This window comes from Methanolobus vulcani (assembly GCF_900100715.1).
GTDB classification, from domain to species: domain Archaea; phylum Halobacteriota; class Methanosarcinia; order Methanosarcinales; family Methanosarcinaceae; genus Methanolobus; species Methanolobus vulcani.
In genome coordinates this window covers 245,180-263,063 of the sequence record NZ_FNCA01000004.1, presented here as the reverse complement: position 1 = coordinate 263,063, position 17,884 = coordinate 245,180, and the positions used below count along the sequence as shown (strand labels likewise).

Below are 17,884 nucleotides of genomic sequence, written 5' to 3'. Positions count from 1 at the left end.
GAGGGGGTGTATTCTTGAAGTACGAAGTCATATTGAATGTTTTAGGTGGTCTTCTCAGATTCCTGGGTGCCATAATGATCGTTCCTTTGCTGGTGGCTGTCTATTATGGCGATTCTCTCTATCCATTTCTGGCTGCAGTGTTAATTACTGGTATTACTGGCATCCTGCTTTCAGCACGCTACAAATCATCAGAAGAATGGAAAACCAGGGAGGGTTTTGCCATTGTTGCACTTGGATGGCTTGCTGCTGCTATATTCGGTGCCATTCCTTTCATGCTTGATGGTATAAGTCCTATAAACGCAATTTTTGAATCCATGTCCGGTTTTACAACAACCGGAGCAACAGTTCTTCTAGATATCGAAGCTCATTCCCGCAGTATACTTTTCTGGCGCAGTCTGACACAATGGCTTGGTGGTATGGGTATTATCATGCTTTTCATTGCCATTCTTCCAAAACTTGGTGTTGCAGGAAGACAGTTGTTCAGGGCAGAAGCTCCTGGTCCGACCGAGGATAAGATAAAACCAAGAATCAGGGAAACTGCTAAGATCCTCTGGTTGGTCTATTGTTTTATTTCTTTGCTGGAAGTTATTGCTCTGTTGCTTGCAGGCATGTCCTTTTATGACGCATTGACCCATACATTTACAACAATGGCATGTGGAGGTTTTTCCCCATATGGTTTGAGTGTCGCTGCGTTCAACAGTCCTCTCATTGAAGGTATTATCACACTTTTTATGTTCATTTCCGGAGCTAACTTTGCTCTGCACTATCGCACATTATACACTGACAGGAACAGTCTTGTAAAAGATGATGAGTTCAAGTTCTATGCTGCGGTTACGTTAATTGCAACTGCAATTCTCACTTTCAGTCTCTGGAACGATATGGGCGAGACAATATTAACATCGTTCAGGTATGCAGTTTTTCAGGTAGTTTCTATCATGACTACAACTGGTTTTGCAACCGTGGATTTCAATTTGTGGACAGATTCTGCAAAGATTGTATTGCTTGCGGTAATGTTCATAGGTGGCTGTGCAGGTTCAACCTCTGGTGGCATTAAAGTTGTAAGGTTTCTTCTCCTTCTTAAATATGGGCAGCGTGCTCTTTTCAAGTCCATTCATCCAAGGGCTGTCCAGCCTATCAAATTCAATAACAAAACAGTTCCAGATGATGTAATGCAGGCAATCGTCTCTTTTGTAGTGATCTACTTTATGATATTTGCAGTATCTGCTGGTCTTCTTTCTCTTATGGGTATGGATATTCTAAGTTCCATCACTGCATCAATCGCAACATTGGGCAACATTGGCCCTGGATTTAATCTGGTTGGTCCGATGGCTAATTTTGATGTTGTTCCTTTTGTAGGAAAAATATTGCTCATTGGCAATATGTGGATTGGAAGGCTTGAGGTTTTCACAGTGATAGTGATGTTTACTCCAGAATTCTGGAAAAGATAATTAAGAAGTGTTTGAAGGCCAGTTAAAAATAGAAATGAAAATTAGGTAAAGTGATAATTATATCACTTTATTATTTTTCAAAGTCAAGCTCGTACTTTACCACTGTTTTGAAAAGAACTCTTAATTCCCATAAAAGTTTCTTGTTTGCCTTGAAGAGTGCATAAAGAAGATCAAGCAGACTCATACTTGAGAAATTAACTCCTTTGAGTGAGTGTCCCAATGAATTAAGTTCTTTGTCGCTGAATTTAGTGAATGTGTTTTTGACTATCAGGCTGTTATCTATCTCGCGACCAATGGTTTCCCGCCATTTAACCTCATATTCATTAAGTGAATCTGTTGATACATCATTTCTTGATATGGCATTGTATGCAACTTCGCCGGCAATCTTTCCAGCTTCCATTGCATTGATGATTCCACCACCTGTGATAGGATCAGACTGTCTGGCTGCATCTCCTACCAGCATCAGGCCGTTTGCAATGGTTCTTTCAATGCTGCCGCTTACAGGAACGCCGCCAACATCCATTTCCAGTATTTTTGCATCCGGGTATTTATCATTTACAAAATCGTTCAAATAATCTATTGCATGTTTTCCGTTGCCTGATTTATTTCCAAGGATACCTATGCCTACATTGGCCATGTCGTTTCCTTTTGGGAATATCCATACATAACCCGCAGGTGCAACCTCGTTACCAAGGTAGAAATAACAATATTCCTGGTCAATACCTGTACCACTCATAAGGTACTGGGCGCAGGTTTCGATGTCTGCTGGTTTGATAGAAGTATCAATTCCTGCCCATCTGCCAACTTTTGATTCAACTCCATCGGCGCCAATGACGATCTTTGCCTTGATATCGTAGGATTGGCCAAGATGGGATACATTAACACCTTTAATGAATCCATTTTCAATTATAAGTCCAGTGGCTCTTGTCTTAACCATTACTTCTACGCCGGCTTTTGATGCTTCGTAGGCAAGGGCTCTGTCAAATATCTTGCGTTCAAGCACATACCCGACCTCTCCGCCTGCGATCTCTTCTGCCATTTCTACCATTGTTCCGTCAGGAGCAAAGATACGTGAGCCTTTTACATCCGCGCATATCCAGCGGTGATCAGGTTCTATGTGCTTTCTGAGCCATACTTTACTAACTCCTTCGGCACATCTTACAGGATCGCCTATCTCTTGCCTCTTTTCTATCAATAGGACACTGAGGCCTTTTTCTGCGGCTGTTTTTGCAGTAATCGATCCTGCAGGACCGGCGCCTATGACCACAACATCATATTCATTTTTCACTTTTTCACCTCAATAGCACCGACAGGACATATTTTGGCACAGATGCCGCAAGAAGTACATGATTCATTTACTTCTATCCAGGTTTCGACCAATTCAAGTGCTCCAGCCGGACATACACTAACACATGCCCCACAGTAACCGCATTTGAATTTATTTACATTGATGGTCACCATTATCACCTATAAATTTGTATAATTCATCACTAATAGTTTAAAAGGAAATATATCTTTCTAATTCTTGTATTCAAACGAGTAATCAGGGACTCCAATATAGTAAAAGGAATATATGTGGTTTATGCATCGCCCGTAGCATTTATCTTCGCTCTGGCCTTACCTGTTTTCATATCAAACCTTTCATTCACGTATTTTTGTGAGTTCCCATGTCCATGAAGCATTATCTCCACCAGGTCATGCGGCTCGTCGATATCAGTGCTCAGCATGAATGAATCATAAATAAAGACCGAACAGTCCCTGTCCTTTGCTATGTTGCAATGGTTAAGGAAACTGGATCCATAATATTTAACATGGTAATTGGAAGGGTCTTTTATGAAAATAACGTTTGTTCCCCCTCCTTTTCCAGGGACTATTACAATATCCTCATTCCTTGAAACAATATCTTCAATATGCTTTGCTCTCACCAGCGGAAGATCTGCCATTATGATGAATATTGGCATATTTTCCTGTTCCAGATAACCATTGATAGCTTCATTCAGATCATGTTCGCTGAGGACAACATTGACATCCAGGTCTTCTGGGACACCATTATCGGGTGTCGTTAGAATGTCTATTTCCTCAACGCCTGCTTCATTAAGACTTGAAATAACGTCCCTTAGCATGAGTTCTACGAATTCCTCTCGCTCTTTCAAAGTAAGTGCAGGTGAAAGCCTCGATTTGGCATTTTTCTTTTTATAAGGTATCAATGCTTTCATTGTACTTTCTCATAAAATACTTCTTCCTGGCACATCTGCTATACTATCTCTCTTTTTAAGCATCAAGCAACCTTGAACTTCATCTGTTCTGAGTCATTGCTGAGAATTGGTTTGTATATTGTATTTCTCTGCAATGGTTTTCTTCCCGATGATGTGATAAACCATTCCAGTTCCTGCGCTGACATGAACTGTCCGTTTGTAGAACCGGCTGAGGCTGAAATCTTTTCTTCCATCAGGGTTCCGCCAAGGTCATTCACACCACAGAAAAGAGCTACTTGTGCCAGTTTCTTTCCGAGCTTGACCCAGCTTGCCTGAATATTATCAATATGGGTGTTAAGAATAATGCGTGCAAGAGCGTATAATTGTAGATCCTGCATTCCCGGGGTTGCATATCTTCCCTGTTTAATCATTTCAGCGCCTATCTTGTTGTTATAAGGCATGAATGTCAATGGAACGAACTCCGTGAAACCACTAGTATTTTTCTGTATCTTTCTGATGAGCATTATGTGGTCAATACGTTCCTCGATGGTCTCTACGTGTCCGTACATGATCGTTGCGGTAGTGTTGATACCGGTCTGGTGTGCTTGTGTGATCACATCTACCCATTCATCGGTTTTTAGCTTACCTGGGCAAATTATGTCCCTCACTCTGTCAGACAATATTTCTGCAGCAGTGCCAGGCATGGTGTCAAGTCCTGCTTCCTTGAGCATTGTAAGTGCCTCACCAACGGTGATATCTGTCTGTTTTGCAGCATGGTATACTTCCATAGGGGAGAATGCATGTGTGTGGATATGTGGGAATTCGGTCTTAACAGCTCTGATTATGTCTGTATAGAAATTGATATCCACATTTGGAAGGAGTCCACCCTGGATGCATACCTCAGTTGCTCCCTGGCTCTCTGCATCCCTTACCTTCTCGAGTATTTCAGGAATGCCTAAAATATAACCGGTGTTGTCACAGAACGCACAGAATCCACAATTTCCAATACAGCGGTTAGTGAAGTTGATGTTGCGGTTTACTACATAGGTAACTGTATCGCCTACAGTTTCCTGGCGCAACCTGTCCGCAAGTTCGAACAGCTTGAAAGGCGGCACTTCTAACAAAAAAAGCGCATCTTCCTTGGTGGTCTTGCCTTGATAGGCTCGTTCAATGATATCTTCCGGGATATTAGGGTTCATAGTTCTCACTGATACTTTTCTTTTGTATTTAAATTGTGTGCCCTGTTCGGAAATCAAACTTTCCGATACCCATCATCGTCTGCAAGACCGTTGATCAGATCTTTCAGATTATCGCTGTACCACCCTTTCTTAATGTACTGCGGATAAAGCGGAAGCCTTTCCTTAAGCTCCATATCATGCACCATTTCCTTCAATTCTGAGACACTTGGCCATTCAGCTTCAGGATTTATCCAGTCAATTGTGGTTGGTGAGACTCCCCCAAGGTCACTGGCGCCACATTGAATAAGGATATATGGATCTATTAAGTTTGGTGCAACCTGTATTGCTATATCATCGGGAAGTATTTCCCTTGCTATCAGTATAGCCTGTATCATCTCTTCATCAGTAGGAGAGGGCATATCTGCCATTGGTGTGTCCGGCTTGGGAGTGAAGTTCTGTATTATAACTTCCTGTATGTGTCCATATTCCTCATGTAGTTCGGCAATGGTAAGCAGGGAATTGATCCTGTCATCAAGTGTCTCGCCTATGCCTATGAGTATGCCCGTTGTAAAGGGAATATGGAGCTCACCAGCGTAACGTATTGTTTTAATTCTTCTGGAAGGTACTTTTCCGGGAGATCCTTCATGTGCGGCTACGTCGGCTGTAGTTTCTAACATTAATCCCATGCTGGCGTTCAGAGGTTTTAGTTTCTCAAGTTCCGTATAATTCAGTATACCTGCATTTGTATGTGGCAAAAGACCGGTATTGATGGCTATTTTGCACAAGTCATATATGTAATCTACTGTGTTGTTGTATCCCAATTCTTCCAGCCATTCTTTATATTTTGGAACTTCCTCGGCATATTCTCCAAATGTAAAAAGAACTTCTGTGCATCCTGCTTTTTTACCATCTTCTAGTATCGGCAAAATCTCATCTATCTTCATAAGTTTTGCATCCGGATCATCCGGATCGCACCTGAAAGTACAATATCTGCAGTTATTCCTGCAAATATTTGTGACGGGTACGAAGACATTGCGGCAGAATGTTACAAATTCGTCCATTGTTACTTCCTTGTTTTAAAGCAACCATTACATAAGTTTTACTGGTAATGATTTTTATATGTTTCACTCTATCAATATATTCTGCATACAGTTCTTAACACCCAGGGCAATACCTTCAACTTCAATACCACCTTTTCCTTTTGCTCCATCTCCTACAACAAAAAGGTTTGACATTGGAGTTCTGTTCTTAAGGTCTGCTCCTGAGGGAGATCTGTTCACAGGCCAATCATTTGAATATGATTGTATAAGAAGTACTTCATATTCTTTTCCTGAGAAAATGTCCTTTAGGTCTTCAATTCCAAGTTCGATCTCTCTGTCAAGGTTATCAAGATCATTCCAGTGAACACATTGATGTGCCATTGTAAGGTGTTTTCCAGCCGGTGCAAGGGAAGGATCTACATTTGTTACTTCATTAATACCGTTAACCCTTTTTGCATAAGGTGTGAGGAGCACCCCACCATGCCCTATAAGTGGCTTGTCTGATGAAAGGCAGATCTTTATTCCGGCAGATGGTTTAAGGTCTTTCGATTTGAGTATATATTCTTTCATTCCACTAACATTTGTTTGAGTCCCTATCAGGTTTGCAGTGGCAGGATGTCCAATATCGCTAATAATAATATCAGCGGTATGTTCCTCACCATCCACGATAACTGCGGTAACTTTGTCATTGTCTAATTTAAGACCTGCAACTTCTGAGGATGTGTGTATGGTTCCGCCATTGGCATTGATAACATTTACCAGAGCGTCTGTAACTCCTTTACATCCTCCCATTGGAACTCCCGGTCCGCCGAAGTGGTAAAGGTTCTCGATAATTTCAAAGGCTTCTTCAACAGGTACATCTGCTCCTTTGAGGCTGAGTGCCCATCCGAAAAACGAATCTGAAATACGGTATGTCCAATCCTGTGGGATGTGTTTTATGCACCACTCTTCAAAGGATTGTCCTGTTGGAGGGTTTTTTCTGGTACTTATAACGTAATATATGAGTTTAAGGCGATTTAGAAGTGTGAATGGAACTTTAAAGTCCTCAAAAACTATGTCCTTATGACCGTATTTGTAGTCAGTATCTTTTCTGGTTCGTGGAATTCTTATGACTGAGACTGGTTTCTTACGGACTATTTCTACATCTGCACCTATCTCTTTCAGTAACTGTGAAAGGGGTCCGGCAGGTCCGTGAGGGATCATGTGCAATGCGCCGGTGGATAGCTGGAAACCCTGGTACTGGATGTTGGTGAACCTCCCTCCTATAATGGGAAGGCGCTCAAAGATCTCTACTTGATATCCTGCTTTTGAAAGCTTTGCTGCGCTCAAAAGCCCTCCCAGTCCTGAACCGATAATAATTGCTTTCATCCTATGCCTCTATTGCTTTAACCGGACAGTATGCGGCACATGCTCTGCACTCGATGCAGGCAGAAGTAAAACTTGCTTTTCCTCTGATCTCAATGGCTCCAAATTTACAAAAAGCAGCACATTGGCCACATCCTACACAGTTTTTGTTTACTTTCATATTACATTCACCGGATTTCATTGTATAAGGTTTTCAAGAATAAAAAGTCTTATTGTTCTTTGTTTTGTTTTATAAAGCATGATGATTTACGTTAGATGATATTATTTGCAATATAGCACACATTTTTGTCTTCTGGGAATTCAAACGGAAATATTTATTATTATTAACTAATAATTATATTATCATGGATGAAGTTGATCTGGCTATATTAGAACACCTTTGCAAAGATTCCCGTATGCACAGCACTGAGATCGCAACAGCTCTTGACCTCGCAACATCCACTGTGCATAAGAGAATTGAGAAAATGCGTGAAACGGGGATTATCAAGGAATTTACTGTTAAAGTTGATACCAATGAAGTTGGTCTTAATGTTACGACTTTCATAGGTGTTAATATCGAGCAGAGTAAGAGAATCAATATAATCAACCGTCTGAAGACTATCGAGGACGTACTGGAAGTCTATGAATTGCTAGAGCCTTATGATCTGCTCCTTAAAGTGAGAACCTTTGATATCCATTCTCTGAAAGAAAATGTTCTCCAGTTACTGGGCAACATGGATGGTATAAAAGATTCTCAAAGCATACTCACAACAAAATGCCATAAGGAAAAGAGTTGTGTGATCCTTAAAAAATAATGAAATTCAGATAACGTGCTAGTGTGAGCACATTTATGTTTTTGTTTTCTTTCACATACTTGTCGAGTTCATTTTCTGCCGAGTATATCATGATTATTCATGACAGTTGTTGCGAACTTTTATATATCATCATGTCAGTTTCTCTTTAGGTGAACTTATGAAGAAAGAAGTGATCCAGGTAGTTTCAAGGGATAATGGGGAATTGACATCCAAGAAGGTTAAGGCTGCACCGTACGAGTTTACCATCGCAACTCGCGCAAAATGGGAAATGGTAATCTCTGATGAGGATATGGAAATCCGTGCAGGTGAATTCAAGAAGGTCAATGTAAAAGAGATACATCTGGATCCTGATATGGTGGCACTTCCATGTACATTTTCACATCATGCGGTTGTTTCCCTTATCAAGGTCGGTGCAAAAGGTGGTGCAAAACCAGTAGACACTGAACGTGTCATTAATTCTGCTTATGTTATTGGACAGGAAAGCGGAAGGATAAGGGAAGGTGATCTTCTTGCAGTTCTCAATATCTTCCCTATCATGTTCACACGTGAAGCAATGACACCACGCTCTCTCTAAGGGTTGATTATATGGAAACTTGTATGATATGTGGTGAACTACAGGACTTCAAGCATTTTGACGGCTATAATATCTGTACTACTTGTGCAGACATTATGGAAGACGTTATGGGTGAGTATTTCCTTCGAACAATATGGAAACGTGAACCGAAAGCCCATGCTGCTTATCTTAATTATCTCAATAGTACTACAAAATACATTTCTGACTACAAGAAGTTGGTGAAGAAATCAGATCAGCACACTAAAGATGTCAGCGCAAGAGTGCATGATGCCCTAGAAAATGGAGATGAACAGCCTTCAAAGAAGCGTTATTTCGAGCATATGCAAAGAGTACTTGACTGGTTGGAGGCAACTCCTCACTTTTACCATTATTATTTCAAAGACTATTATGTCTGCCCGGAATGTGGTGCTTCCATATTTGAGAAATACGCGCGAAGGGATGTCGGCGACTGGATGGTTATTTCCTGTTCTGAGTGCGACACAGTGATTAAGAAATATTTCTCATTGAAAAGTATTTGACACAAATGTGTGATGTCAAATGATTGTTGGCTATAAGAGTTGAGGCAATTTAAAAAATGCAATATATGGGTAGATGCTAATATCATTTGTTCATTCTTTTCTTTTTTTACCTGTGCAGATTATTCGGAGTTCCGACTCTCTTTCCTATTATAGTTTTTGGCCGGGTTTCAGCCTGCGGTATTTTAATTGAGACAATTTAAATATGATGAATTATTATCAATTATTAGAACTCTATCTATTGAAAAATATGTCGACAGATATTGTTTGTCTATATGCACATGTTTAGTAGTTATTTGAATAATCCATCGCACGAAGGTGTTTTATACAAATAGTCTATGTATCATTATAACTTTCAGGAGAATAGTTTATGTCAGGAATAATCGATATTAGTAACATAGCCAATAGTTACATACCGGTTGCAATAATTCTCATTGTGGCACTAGTGATGCCTCCCATGACAATGCTTATCATTAAATTGTTAAGTCCGAGGAGTAAGGCATCAGCAAAGTACACGACATATGAGGCTGGCTCCTTACCAATAGGAAATGCCAGGATACAATTCAATGTCGAGTATTATCTTTATGCCATTGCTTTTGTTCTCTTTGATATTGAAGTCCTTTTCCTTTATCCCTGGGCTACGATCTTCAAGGGACATGGTATTGATTTTATAGCAACTGTCGAAATGCTTGTCTTTATTTTTGTTGTATTGTTTGGCTACGTTTATCTGATCAAGAAGGAGGCTCTTAAATGGATGAAATAGAGCAGACGAATGTCGAACAAGATGCTGTCTTGGATGTTGGATATACCGATGTTCCAGGAACAATGCTTACAGACTCAAACGCTATCGCTGATTTCATTAAGAAAACGAAGATTCAGGATGTTCTTAACTGGGGACGTAAGAATTCATTATGGTTTATGGTAAATGCAATGGGTTGTTGCGGTGTTGAGCTACTTGCTACAGGTATGGCTCACTATGATACTGACCGTTTTGGTATTATTCCACGTAACTCCCCAAGGCATGCTGATGTAATGATCATCAGTGGTTACGTAACAAAAAAATATCTGCCAGCTCTGAAAAGGATCTGGGATCAGATGCCTGCACCTAAATGGGTGATCTGTTTTGGAGACTGTGCCATCAGCGGTGGTCCATTCTATGAGTCATATAGTACCTACCAGAATGTAGATGATGTCTTCCCGGTAGACGTTTTTGTTCCAGGATGTCCTCCAAGATGTGAAGCTCTTATTCAGGGTTTTGTTGAGCTTCAGAAAAAGATCGAAGCAAAGAAGGACAAAGGTACTGATTACTGAGGTGAAAAAATGGACGCTAATTCTATTATCTCTTCACTTACAGGCAAGTTCCCTGAAGACATCTGTGATGCAAATGTCGAATCTGAGATCAGGACCGTTGCCAAAGTGAAGCCTGAAAATGTAGTGGAAGTTTGCCGCTACCTCAAGGAAGACCTGTCTTTCGGACACCTCTGCTGTGAATTCGGAGTTGACTATCCGGACAGGAATGAGATCGAAGTAATATATGTAATAGGTTCCTACGAACACCCGGTTATCCTAACAATGAAGGCCATCCTTCCAAGGGACAACCCTGAGGTTGAGTCTGTAGTGCCTGTTTACTGGAATGCTAATTGGTACGAAAGAGAAACGTACGAATTGTTTGGTGTGAAGTACCTTAACCACCCCGACCTTAAGCCTCTTGTACTTCCGAAAGAGATGCTCGGTGAGTGGCCACTGCGTAAAGATTACAAAGGCTTCCCCAACAAGACAGCAAGGAATTTGGTGTGAGGGTTAAATTATGGATGAAACAGTTGGACCTTCTGAAATGATAGTACACCTTGGACCACAACACCCCATGATGCCAGGACCATTCAGGCTGAATGCAAAACTTAGGGGTGAGACAGTTGTGGACTCTGAGGTCGAGATGGGCTGGATTCACAAAGGAATTGAAAAGATTCTTGAAAGTAAGACATATCTTCAGGGTATTACTATTGTTGACAGGATATGTTACCTTGCAGCAATGACCAACGAGGAAGCTTATGTTGGTTGTGTTGAAAAGCTTGCAGGAATTGAGGTGCCTGAAAGAGCACAGTATATCCGTGTAATTATGGAAGAACTTTCCAGATTACAGAGCCACCTGCTAGGTATGGGGGAATATGCTTCCTTTGTAGGCTTTGTAAGTATGTTTATGTATACCATCAGGGACAGAGAAGATGTGATGTCTCTTATTGACTCCGTTACCGGAGCACGTGTCACACACAGTTTCCTGCGTTATGGTGGTGTAAAGGACGACCTTCCTGACGGATTCAAGGACGATGTAAAATATGTCTTTGGAAACCTGAGAAAGGCTATTGACAATTATGAAGAACTATACAGGACCGATGCTATCTACAAAGCAAGAACAAAGGGCATAGGAGTTCTTACAGCAGATGTTGCAAAGGATCTTGGAGTATCAGGACCTCCACTCAGGGCAACAGGTGTTGCTTTCGATATTCGAAAGGATGAACCTTATCTTGTTTATGAGGATCTTGATTTCAAGGTATGCACACAGACCGATGGTGATGTTTTCGCAAGGATCCAGGTACGTCTGGATGAGATGCGTGAAAGCATGTATATCATCGAGCAGTGTCTTGACCAGATTCCTTCAGGACCACTCTTCCCGGAGGGAACTCCGTATGGAAAGAGGTCACCTGTAATGAGAGTTCCAGCCGGAGAGGTATTCCACCGCGTGGAAGATCCACGAGGAGAAATGGGATTCTATATGGTATCTGATGGCTCAGACAAACCGTATCGTGTAAAAGTAAGAGGACCTGTGTACCCAACCCTTCAGACCCTGCCACCACTTCTTAAAGGAGTACCAGTTGCAGATATTGTGGCAATTGCCGGCAGTATGGACACATGTACCAGTGAGGTTGACAGGTGATCACGATGGATATAGAAGCAATAATCTATAACCCGATTTTAAGGGGTATCTTCGGATTATGCATCATGGGTGGAGTTTTCGGTGGTGCCTGTGTAGCTGTCTGGTTTGAGCGTAAACTCTCTGCAGATATCCAGCAGAGATACGGCCCTATGAGGGTAGGCCCTCACGGATTACTTCAGCTTGCTGCCGATGCTATCAAGTTGTTCACGAAAGAAGATATCATACCAAGAAATGCTGACCGGTTATTATTCGTTTCAGCACCGATCCTCCTCATGGGATCAGTTTTCCTGATGCTTGTTGCAATGCCTTTTGGTGCTATAATCATAAATGGTCAGAGTTATGTGATCGCTGCAACCGAGATGGATATAAGTGTTCTCTATATTGAAGCAATGTCCGCAATTTCAATCATCGGTATTTTCATGGTTGCATACAGTGCAAACAACAAGTTCTCTGTTCTCGGAGCTTTCAGGAACTTCGCACGTATGATAGGATACGAGGTCCCTCTTGGAATCTGTGTCGTGAGCGTGGCTATCATGGCCGGTTCACTGAATATAGTAAATATCGCCGAGGCTCAGAGCCCTCTATGGTTCGTAATTATGCAGCCTCTTGGAGCTATTGTATTCTTCATCGCTCTTATGGCTGATATGGGTCGTCTTCCCTTTGACCAGAACGAGTCAGAAGAAGAGCTCATTGCAGGTTGGATGACCGAGTATACAAGTATGAGATTCGGTTACTGTTTCTTTGCAGAATATATTCACCTGATCCTTGGTTCAATGCTTGTTGTACTATTGTTCTTTGGTGGATGGAACCTTCCTGCATTCCTGACCAATATAACTATCCTTGGTATAATCCTTCCAACAGCTTTCTTCCTGCTGAAGGTAGCATTGGTGATGCTTGGTATCATCGCAATTAGATGGGCTGTTCCAAGGTACAGGATCGATCAGGTAGTAGACCTGAGCTGGAAAAAACTTCTGCCATTGGCCCTCCTTAACCTTGGATGGGTAATTGCACTTGGTCTGCTGGGGGTATACTAAAATGGTTATTAAAAATATCATAACAGCAGTAAAGAATATTTATTTCGGTCCTCCTGTTACAAGAATGTGTCCGGAAGAACCAACAAAACTTTCAGACAGATTCAGAGGCTTACAAAAACTGGATAAATCAAAATGTATAGGCTGTGGAATATGTGCCAACACATGTCCCAATAATTGTATTAAGATAGTCAGGGCACGTGTAAGCCCAGATAGTGATAAGCAGAGATGGTTCCCATCGATCGACATAGGTCACTGTTTGTTCTGTGGTCTTTGTATCAGCCAGTGTCCAAAAGATGCACTGGAAAGTTCAAAGGTATACCTGACAGGTGTGATCCGCTGGAACCATGAGGATCTTCTCTTTACACCGGACATGTTGGCAAGGGAAGTTGACATTAATGCTGAAGAAGAAGCTGGTGAAGAGGTGAGCAGATGGACGCCACAATAGGCACAGTAATTGAATTGATCGTCTTTGCGATCCTTGCTCTTGTATCGATATTATTCGCAATATTTGTAGTGACGGCTAAAGACGTAGTCAGAGCAGCCATTGCACTGGTGGTAACAATGTTCATTGTTGCAGCTTTCTATATACTGCTCAATGCTCAGTTCCTTGGAGTGGTCCAGGTACTTGTATACATTGGCGCAGTCGGTGTACTGATACTGTTCGCTGTAATGCTTACTAAGAAGGGGTTTGGTGCAGATGCTGAATAAAGAAATCTCATTTACAGCAATGGATGTTATCACATCTGTGTATAACTACCTTAAACCACGAATACTTGGAATGATCATTGCACTTCTGTTCTTGCTCGTGATCGTTGTGTCAGTTGCATTTACAAGTTGGCCAACAATGGATCAGCTTCCACAGAATATTGCTGATCAGAGTAATATTCAGGGTATCGGAATGATGATCTTCACTGATTTTGTGGTTCCGTTCGAAATACTATCAATCATATTGTTGTCCGCATTGATGGGTGCCATCTACATGGCAAAAGGAGATGATAACAAATGATACCAATTGCACTTTATCTTGCTGTTTCAGCAATTATATTCTCCATAGGTCTTTATGGACTAATGACACAGCGCAGTGGTATTCGCATTCTTATGTGCGTGGAACTCATGCTTAATGCTGCAAACCTTAACCTTGTAGCATTCTCAAGTTACCACCATGATCTTACAGGGCAGGTATTTGCACTGTTCTCCATTGCACTGGCAGCATGTGAAGCAGCAATCGGCTTTGCTATACTGATGGCCCTTTACAGATTGAAGGACACTATCAGCCTTGACCATATTAACATACTGAGGTGGTAAAAATGGCAGTAGGAGATTTAGCATTTTTAATTCCGGTCCTGCCTGCACTTGCCTTTGTGCTGACTTTCTTCTTCGGGAAGAAACTGCCAACAGGCGGTGCAATAATTCCAATAGCAGCAATTGCTACATCATTCGTAATTTCATTATTAATAACATTGAATCTGCTTGCAAACCCTGAAGAAGTCGTGAGTCAGTCATACAGCTGGTTTGCCATGCTCAACATAGGTATCCTTGTTGATCCACTGGCAGCAGTTATGCTTACAATGGTTACATTTGTAAGTCTGCTTATCCACATCTATTCTACAGGTTACATGTCACATGACAAGGCACCTTCCAGGTACTTTGCCGAGACAGCACTGTTCACAGCTTCAATGCTTGGTCTGATCCTTTCAGACAACATCCTTCAGCTCTTCGTTTGCTGGGAGCTTGTGGGTGTATGTTCATACCTGCTTATCGGATTCTGGTTCGAGAAACCATCTGCTGCAACAGCAGCAAAGAAGGCTTTCCTGACAACCAGGATTGGTGACGTAATGTTCCTTACAGGTATTATTGTCCTGTTCTCAGACCTTTTCAAGATATTCAACGGCAACGTTCCTGATGGTGTCTATATACTCAGGTTCGACGAGATATTTGCACACATTCCAGACCTTGCAGCAATGAATGCAAACATTCTTGGAATGGAGGTCAGCCACATCACCCTGATAACACTCCTGTTCTTCGGTGGTGCTGTAGGTAAGTCAGGTCAGTTCCCACTCCATGTGTGGCTCCCTGATGCTATGGAAGGTCCAACAACAGTTTCAGCTCTCATACACGCAGCAACAATGGTTACAGCCGGTGTCTATCTGGTTGCAAGGACATTCCCAATGTTCATCGCAGCTCCGGATTCACTCATGGTTGTAGCATATGTCGGTGCTTTCACCGCATTGTTCGCAGGAACAATGGGTATCGTTATGAACGACCTTAAGCGTGTACTTGCATACTCAACCATAAGTCAGCTCGGTTACATGATGCTCGGACTTGGTGTAGGTGCAGCAGTAGGATCTGAAGCAGTCGGTATTGCCCTTTTCCACCTTATCAACCACGCATTCTTCAAGGCTCTTCTCTTCCTGTGTGCCGGTAGTGTGATCCACGCAGTAGGTACACATGATATGAGACAACTTGGAGGCGTTGCAAAGGTAATGCCAGTTACAGCAGTAACAATGATCGTTGCTTCACTGGCTCTTACCGGAATAGGTATACCAGGCACATCCATTGGTACAAGTGGTTTCTTCAGTAAGGATGCTATCATCGAGAGTGCATACCTGATGGGAGAAACAACGGGATCATGGATACCATACATACTTGCAATTGCAGCAGCTCTGCTGACTTCTATATATATCTTCAGGCTTGTCTTCATGACATTCTATGGAAAGCCACGTACGGATTACGGAGGTCACGAGTCCCCTGCATCAATGACAATCCCACTTTCAATACTCGCACTGTTAGCACTGGTCTTCGGTGGACTTACATCCAAGATCTTCAACACATTTGTGAGTGAAACATTTGTGAACAATTTCGTAAATATGAACATACACGAGCTTGCGACACTTGGTGGTTATCACCTTGCTGAACATGCGGGTGAGGAACCAATGCTTGTACTTTGGCTTCCACTCATCATGGCACTTGCAGGTCTTGTAATTACATTCCTTATCTACGGACTTAGGATTGTCAACATGGACAGTCTCGTTTCAAGAAACAACCCAATTTACAAACTCCTGTACAACAGGTACTACCAGAATGCAATATTTACCAACTTTATCTCAGTCAAGGTAATCTACGAAGGCTTTGCCTTTGCAGGACGTGCTGTTGACAGAGGATTTGACTGGACAGTAAAATGGTTCAGCGACCTTGCAATCGAATCTGGTGAATCTCTGCGTCAGTTCCAGACAGGAGCAGTACAGAATTATGCCACAGCAGTAATTACCGGAGTAAGTCTTCTGGTCATTCTCATTAAAGTGGTAATGGAGGTACTCCAATGATGCCGATACTTTCAATGATCGTGCTGATACCTCTGATATTCGCAGCACTTGCATTATTCACAAAAACAAAAGAACAGGCAAGAGTAGTAGCACTTGCCGGTACTGTTATCGTACTGTTACTTACAGTATACATGTACTTTAACTTCGACAGCACTATAGCAGATAACCAATTCGAGGAACTTGCACAGTGGGTACCATCCCTTGGAATTACCTACCACCTCGGTGTTGACGGAATAGCAATGCCATTGATACTTCTCAATGCCATTGTACTTCCACTTCTCGTTCTCTTCACATGGAACGATGACAGGAAATCACCAAACAAGTTCTACGCACTTATACTCGCAACAGAGGGTGCAGTAATCGGTGTATTTACCGCACTTGACTTCTTCCTGTTCTACGTATTCTGGGAACTTACACTCATACCGCTCTTCTTCATGGTGAGCATATGGGGAGGACCCAACAAACATAAAGCAGCAATTAAGTTCTTTATCTATACTCATGTGGCTTCCCTTGTGATGCTACTCGGTATATTCGGACTTTACTTCGCAGCATGGGACATGACAGGAACCCCGAGCCTGGATATACCATATCTCATTAACCAGTTCCAGTTCATTGGATCAGGACTTACGAAAGATATGATATTCCTTGCACTGCTCTTCGGTTTCATCGTTAAGATTCCAAGTTTCCCATTCCACTCATGGCTTCCAGATGCATATACTGAGGCTCCAACAGCCGGAAGTGTGCTCTTTGTCATGCTCAAGATCGGTGGATATGGTCTCTTTAAGGTCATGCTTCCAATGTTGCCATTCACAGCATCACCAAACCTGATGATCACCATCATGGCAGTCCTTGGTTCTGTAAGTGTTCTCTATGGTGCATTCCTTGCACTCTCACAGAAGGACCTCAAGAGGATGGTTGCATACTCCAGTGTAAGTCACATGGGCTACGTAACTCTCGGTGCAGCCGGTCTGGTATCACTCTCCGTTTCCGGAGCAATGTTCCAGCAGTTCTCACACGGACTTATCATGAGCATTATGTTCATGTCATGCGGTGTTATCAACAGCACAACAGGTACAAGGATTATCAATGACCTTGGCGGTCTTGCACAGAAGATGCCAAAGCTGACAGTTATAATGGTACTTACCTTTATGGCATCCCTCGGACTTCCTGGTCTCACTGGTTTCATTGCCGAAGTATCCGTACTTGCAGGAAGCTTTGTGAACCTGCCAATGTACGTTATAATTGCACTGCTTGCAATTGTGATAACCGCAGCATATCATCTGTGGGCTCTCCAGAGGGCAATGTTTGGTGTCTATAATGCGAAACTCGGTACAGTAACGGATATCAATGTCTTCCAAACATTCTCAATGGGAGTCATTGCAATACTTATACTATACTTCGGACTTCATCCAACCCCGGTATTTGATATGATGATGACGAACTCGGAACACATAGTCAGCCTTATGGCTACAATGGGGGTGTAAAT

22 protein-coding genes are annotated in these 17,884 nt (G+C 42.1%); 15 read left to right on the top strand and 7 right to left on the bottom strand.

The genetic code is table 11. The annotated features are described in order from the left end of the window. Positions 1–14: 14 nt before the first annotated feature. Entirely contained in the window at positions 15–1,448 is a 1,434-nt protein-coding gene (locus tag BLP52_RS07940; RefSeq protein WP_091709933.1) for a TrkH family potassium uptake protein, read from the top strand. Between the two features lie 70 nt (positions 1,449–1,518). Here the strand turns inward: BLP52_RS07940 and BLP52_RS07935 are convergent, their stop codons facing one another. The 7 genes from BLP52_RS07935 to BLP52_RS07905 form a co-directional block, all read right to left on the bottom strand. After that, the gene (locus BLP52_RS07935; protein WP_091709932.1) at positions 1,519–2,736 is read right to left on the bottom strand and encodes an NAD(P)/FAD-dependent oxidoreductase; all 1,218 of its coding nucleotides are present in this window, start codon (positions 2,734–2,736) and stop codon (positions 1,519–1,521) included. Further along, positions 2,733–2,909 carry a 4Fe-4S binding protein gene (locus BLP52_RS07930; RefSeq protein WP_238380761.1) on the bottom strand — a complete coding sequence of 59 codons (177 nt, stop codon included), beginning with the start codon at positions 2,907–2,909 and terminating at the stop codon, positions 2,733–2,735. Before BLP52_RS07930 ends, BLP52_RS07935 begins: the two co-directional genes overlap by 4 nt. Positions 2,910–3,028: 119 nt before the next feature. Continuing rightward, a complete protein-coding gene (cofC, locus tag BLP52_RS07925) occupies positions 3,029–3,664 on the bottom strand; it encodes a 2-phospho-L-lactate guanylyltransferase (RefSeq protein WP_091709931.1) in 636 nt (211 codons plus the stop codon). A 62-nt stretch (positions 3,665–3,726) separates the two neighbouring features. Then, complete coding sequence (gene cofH / locus BLP52_RS07920) at positions 3,727–4,842, bottom strand: 5-amino-6-(D-ribitylamino)uracil--L-tyrosine 4-hydroxyphenyl transferase CofH (protein WP_091710009.1); 1,116 nt, start codon at positions 4,840–4,842, stop codon at positions 3,727–3,729. A gap of 53 nt (positions 4,843–4,895) precedes the next feature. Next, the gene (cofG, locus tag BLP52_RS07915; protein WP_091709930.1) at positions 4,896–5,882 is read right to left on the bottom strand and encodes a 7,8-didemethyl-8-hydroxy-5-deazariboflavin synthase subunit CofG; all 987 of its coding nucleotides are present in this window, start codon (positions 5,880–5,882) and stop codon (positions 4,896–4,898) included. A gap of 63 nt (positions 5,883–5,945) precedes the next feature. Beyond that, positions 5,946–7,229, bottom strand: coding sequence for a phytoene desaturase family protein (locus BLP52_RS07910; protein ID WP_091709929.1), 1,284 nt, complete (start codon positions 7,227–7,229; stop codon positions 5,946–5,948). A 1-nt stretch (position 7,230) separates the two neighbouring features. After that, on the bottom strand, positions 7,231–7,386 hold the full coding sequence (locus tag BLP52_RS07905; protein ID WP_023844394.1) for a 4Fe-4S binding protein: 156 nt from the start codon (positions 7,384–7,386) through the stop codon (positions 7,231–7,233). A gap of 184 nt (positions 7,387–7,570) precedes the next feature. Here BLP52_RS07905 and BLP52_RS07900 point away from each other — a divergent pair, with 184 nt between their 5' ends. The 14 genes from BLP52_RS07900 (at position 7,571) to fpoM (ending at position 17,882) form a co-directional block, all read left to right on the top strand. Beyond that, positions 7,571–8,020 carry an Lrp/AsnC family transcriptional regulator gene (locus BLP52_RS07900; protein WP_091709928.1) on the top strand — a complete coding sequence of 150 codons (450 nt, stop codon included), beginning with the start codon at positions 7,571–7,573 and terminating at the stop codon, positions 8,018–8,020. A 157-nt stretch (positions 8,021–8,177) separates the two neighbouring features. Next, positions 8,178–8,594, top strand: a complete 417-nt coding sequence (locus BLP52_RS07895; protein ID WP_091709927.1) for a DUF22 domain-containing protein — start codon at positions 8,178–8,180, stop codon at positions 8,592–8,594. A gap of 11 nt (positions 8,595–8,605) precedes the next feature. Further along, on the top strand, positions 8,606–9,112 hold the full coding sequence (locus tag BLP52_RS07890) for a hypothetical protein (RefSeq protein ID WP_091709926.1): 507 nt from the start codon (positions 8,606–8,608) through the stop codon (positions 9,110–9,112). Between the two features lie 367 nt (positions 9,113–9,479). Beyond that, positions 9,480–9,872 carry a F420H2 dehydrogenase subunit FpoA gene (fpoA, locus tag BLP52_RS07885; protein WP_091709925.1) on the top strand — a complete coding sequence of 131 codons (393 nt, stop codon included), beginning with the start codon at positions 9,480–9,482 and terminating at the stop codon, positions 9,870–9,872. Continuing rightward, complete coding sequence (locus tag BLP52_RS07880) at positions 9,860–10,420, top strand: NADH-quinone oxidoreductase subunit B (RefSeq protein WP_091709924.1); 561 nt, start codon at positions 9,860–9,862, stop codon at positions 10,418–10,420. The genes fpoA and BLP52_RS07880 overlap by 13 nt, the downstream gene beginning before the upstream one ends. A gap of 9 nt (positions 10,421–10,429) precedes the next feature. Continuing rightward, positions 10,430–10,906: a F420H2 dehydrogenase subunit FpoC gene (gene fpoC, locus BLP52_RS07875; RefSeq protein ID WP_091709923.1), complete on the top strand. Its 477-nt coding sequence runs from the start codon at positions 10,430–10,432 to the stop codon at positions 10,904–10,906. 10 nt (positions 10,907–10,916) lie between these two features. Beyond that, positions 10,917–12,041, top strand: coding sequence for a F420H2 dehydrogenase subunit FpoD (gene fpoD / locus BLP52_RS07870; protein WP_091709922.1), 1,125 nt, complete (start codon positions 10,917–10,919; stop codon positions 12,039–12,041). Between the two features lie 5 nt (positions 12,042–12,046). Next, positions 12,047–13,075 (top strand): F420H2 dehydrogenase subunit FpoH, encoded by a 1,029-nt coding sequence (gene fpoH / locus BLP52_RS07865; RefSeq protein WP_091709921.1) that lies wholly within the window; start codon positions 12,047–12,049, stop codon positions 13,073–13,075. A gap of 1 nt (position 13,076) precedes the next feature. After that, positions 13,077–13,520 carry a F420H2 dehydrogenase subunit FpoI gene (gene fpoI / locus BLP52_RS07860; protein WP_091709920.1) on the top strand — a complete coding sequence of 148 codons (444 nt, stop codon included), beginning with the start codon at positions 13,077–13,079 and terminating at the stop codon, positions 13,518–13,520. Then, positions 13,505–13,783, top strand: a complete 279-nt coding sequence (locus BLP52_RS14795) for an NADH-quinone oxidoreductase subunit J (RefSeq protein WP_091709919.1) — start codon at positions 13,505–13,507, stop codon at positions 13,781–13,783. The genes fpoI and BLP52_RS14795 overlap by 16 nt, the downstream gene beginning before the upstream one ends. Beyond that, positions 13,773–14,081, top strand: a complete 309-nt coding sequence (gene fpoJ / locus BLP52_RS14790; RefSeq protein ID WP_091709918.1) for a F420H2 dehydrogenase subunit FpoJ — start codon at positions 13,773–13,775, stop codon at positions 14,079–14,081. Before BLP52_RS14795 ends, fpoJ begins: the two co-directional genes overlap by 11 nt. Further along, positions 14,078–14,380 carry a F420H2 dehydrogenase subunit FpoK gene (fpoK, locus tag BLP52_RS07845; protein ID WP_091709917.1) on the top strand — a complete coding sequence of 101 codons (303 nt, stop codon included), beginning with the start codon at positions 14,078–14,080 and terminating at the stop codon, positions 14,378–14,380. Before fpoJ ends, fpoK begins: the two co-directional genes overlap by 4 nt. Before the next feature lie 2 nt (positions 14,381–14,382). Further along, a complete protein-coding gene (gene fpoL / locus BLP52_RS07840; protein WP_202905743.1) occupies positions 14,383–16,398 on the top strand; it encodes a F420H2 dehydrogenase subunit FpoL in 2,016 nt (671 codons plus the stop codon). Beyond that, the gene (fpoM, locus tag BLP52_RS07835) at positions 16,395–17,882 is read left to right on the top strand and encodes a F(420)H(2) dehydrogenase subunit M (RefSeq protein WP_091709915.1); all 1,488 of its coding nucleotides are present in this window, start codon (positions 16,395–16,397) and stop codon (positions 17,880–17,882) included. Before fpoL ends, fpoM begins: the two co-directional genes overlap by 4 nt. The last annotated feature ends 2 nt before the right edge of the window (positions 17,883–17,884 follow it).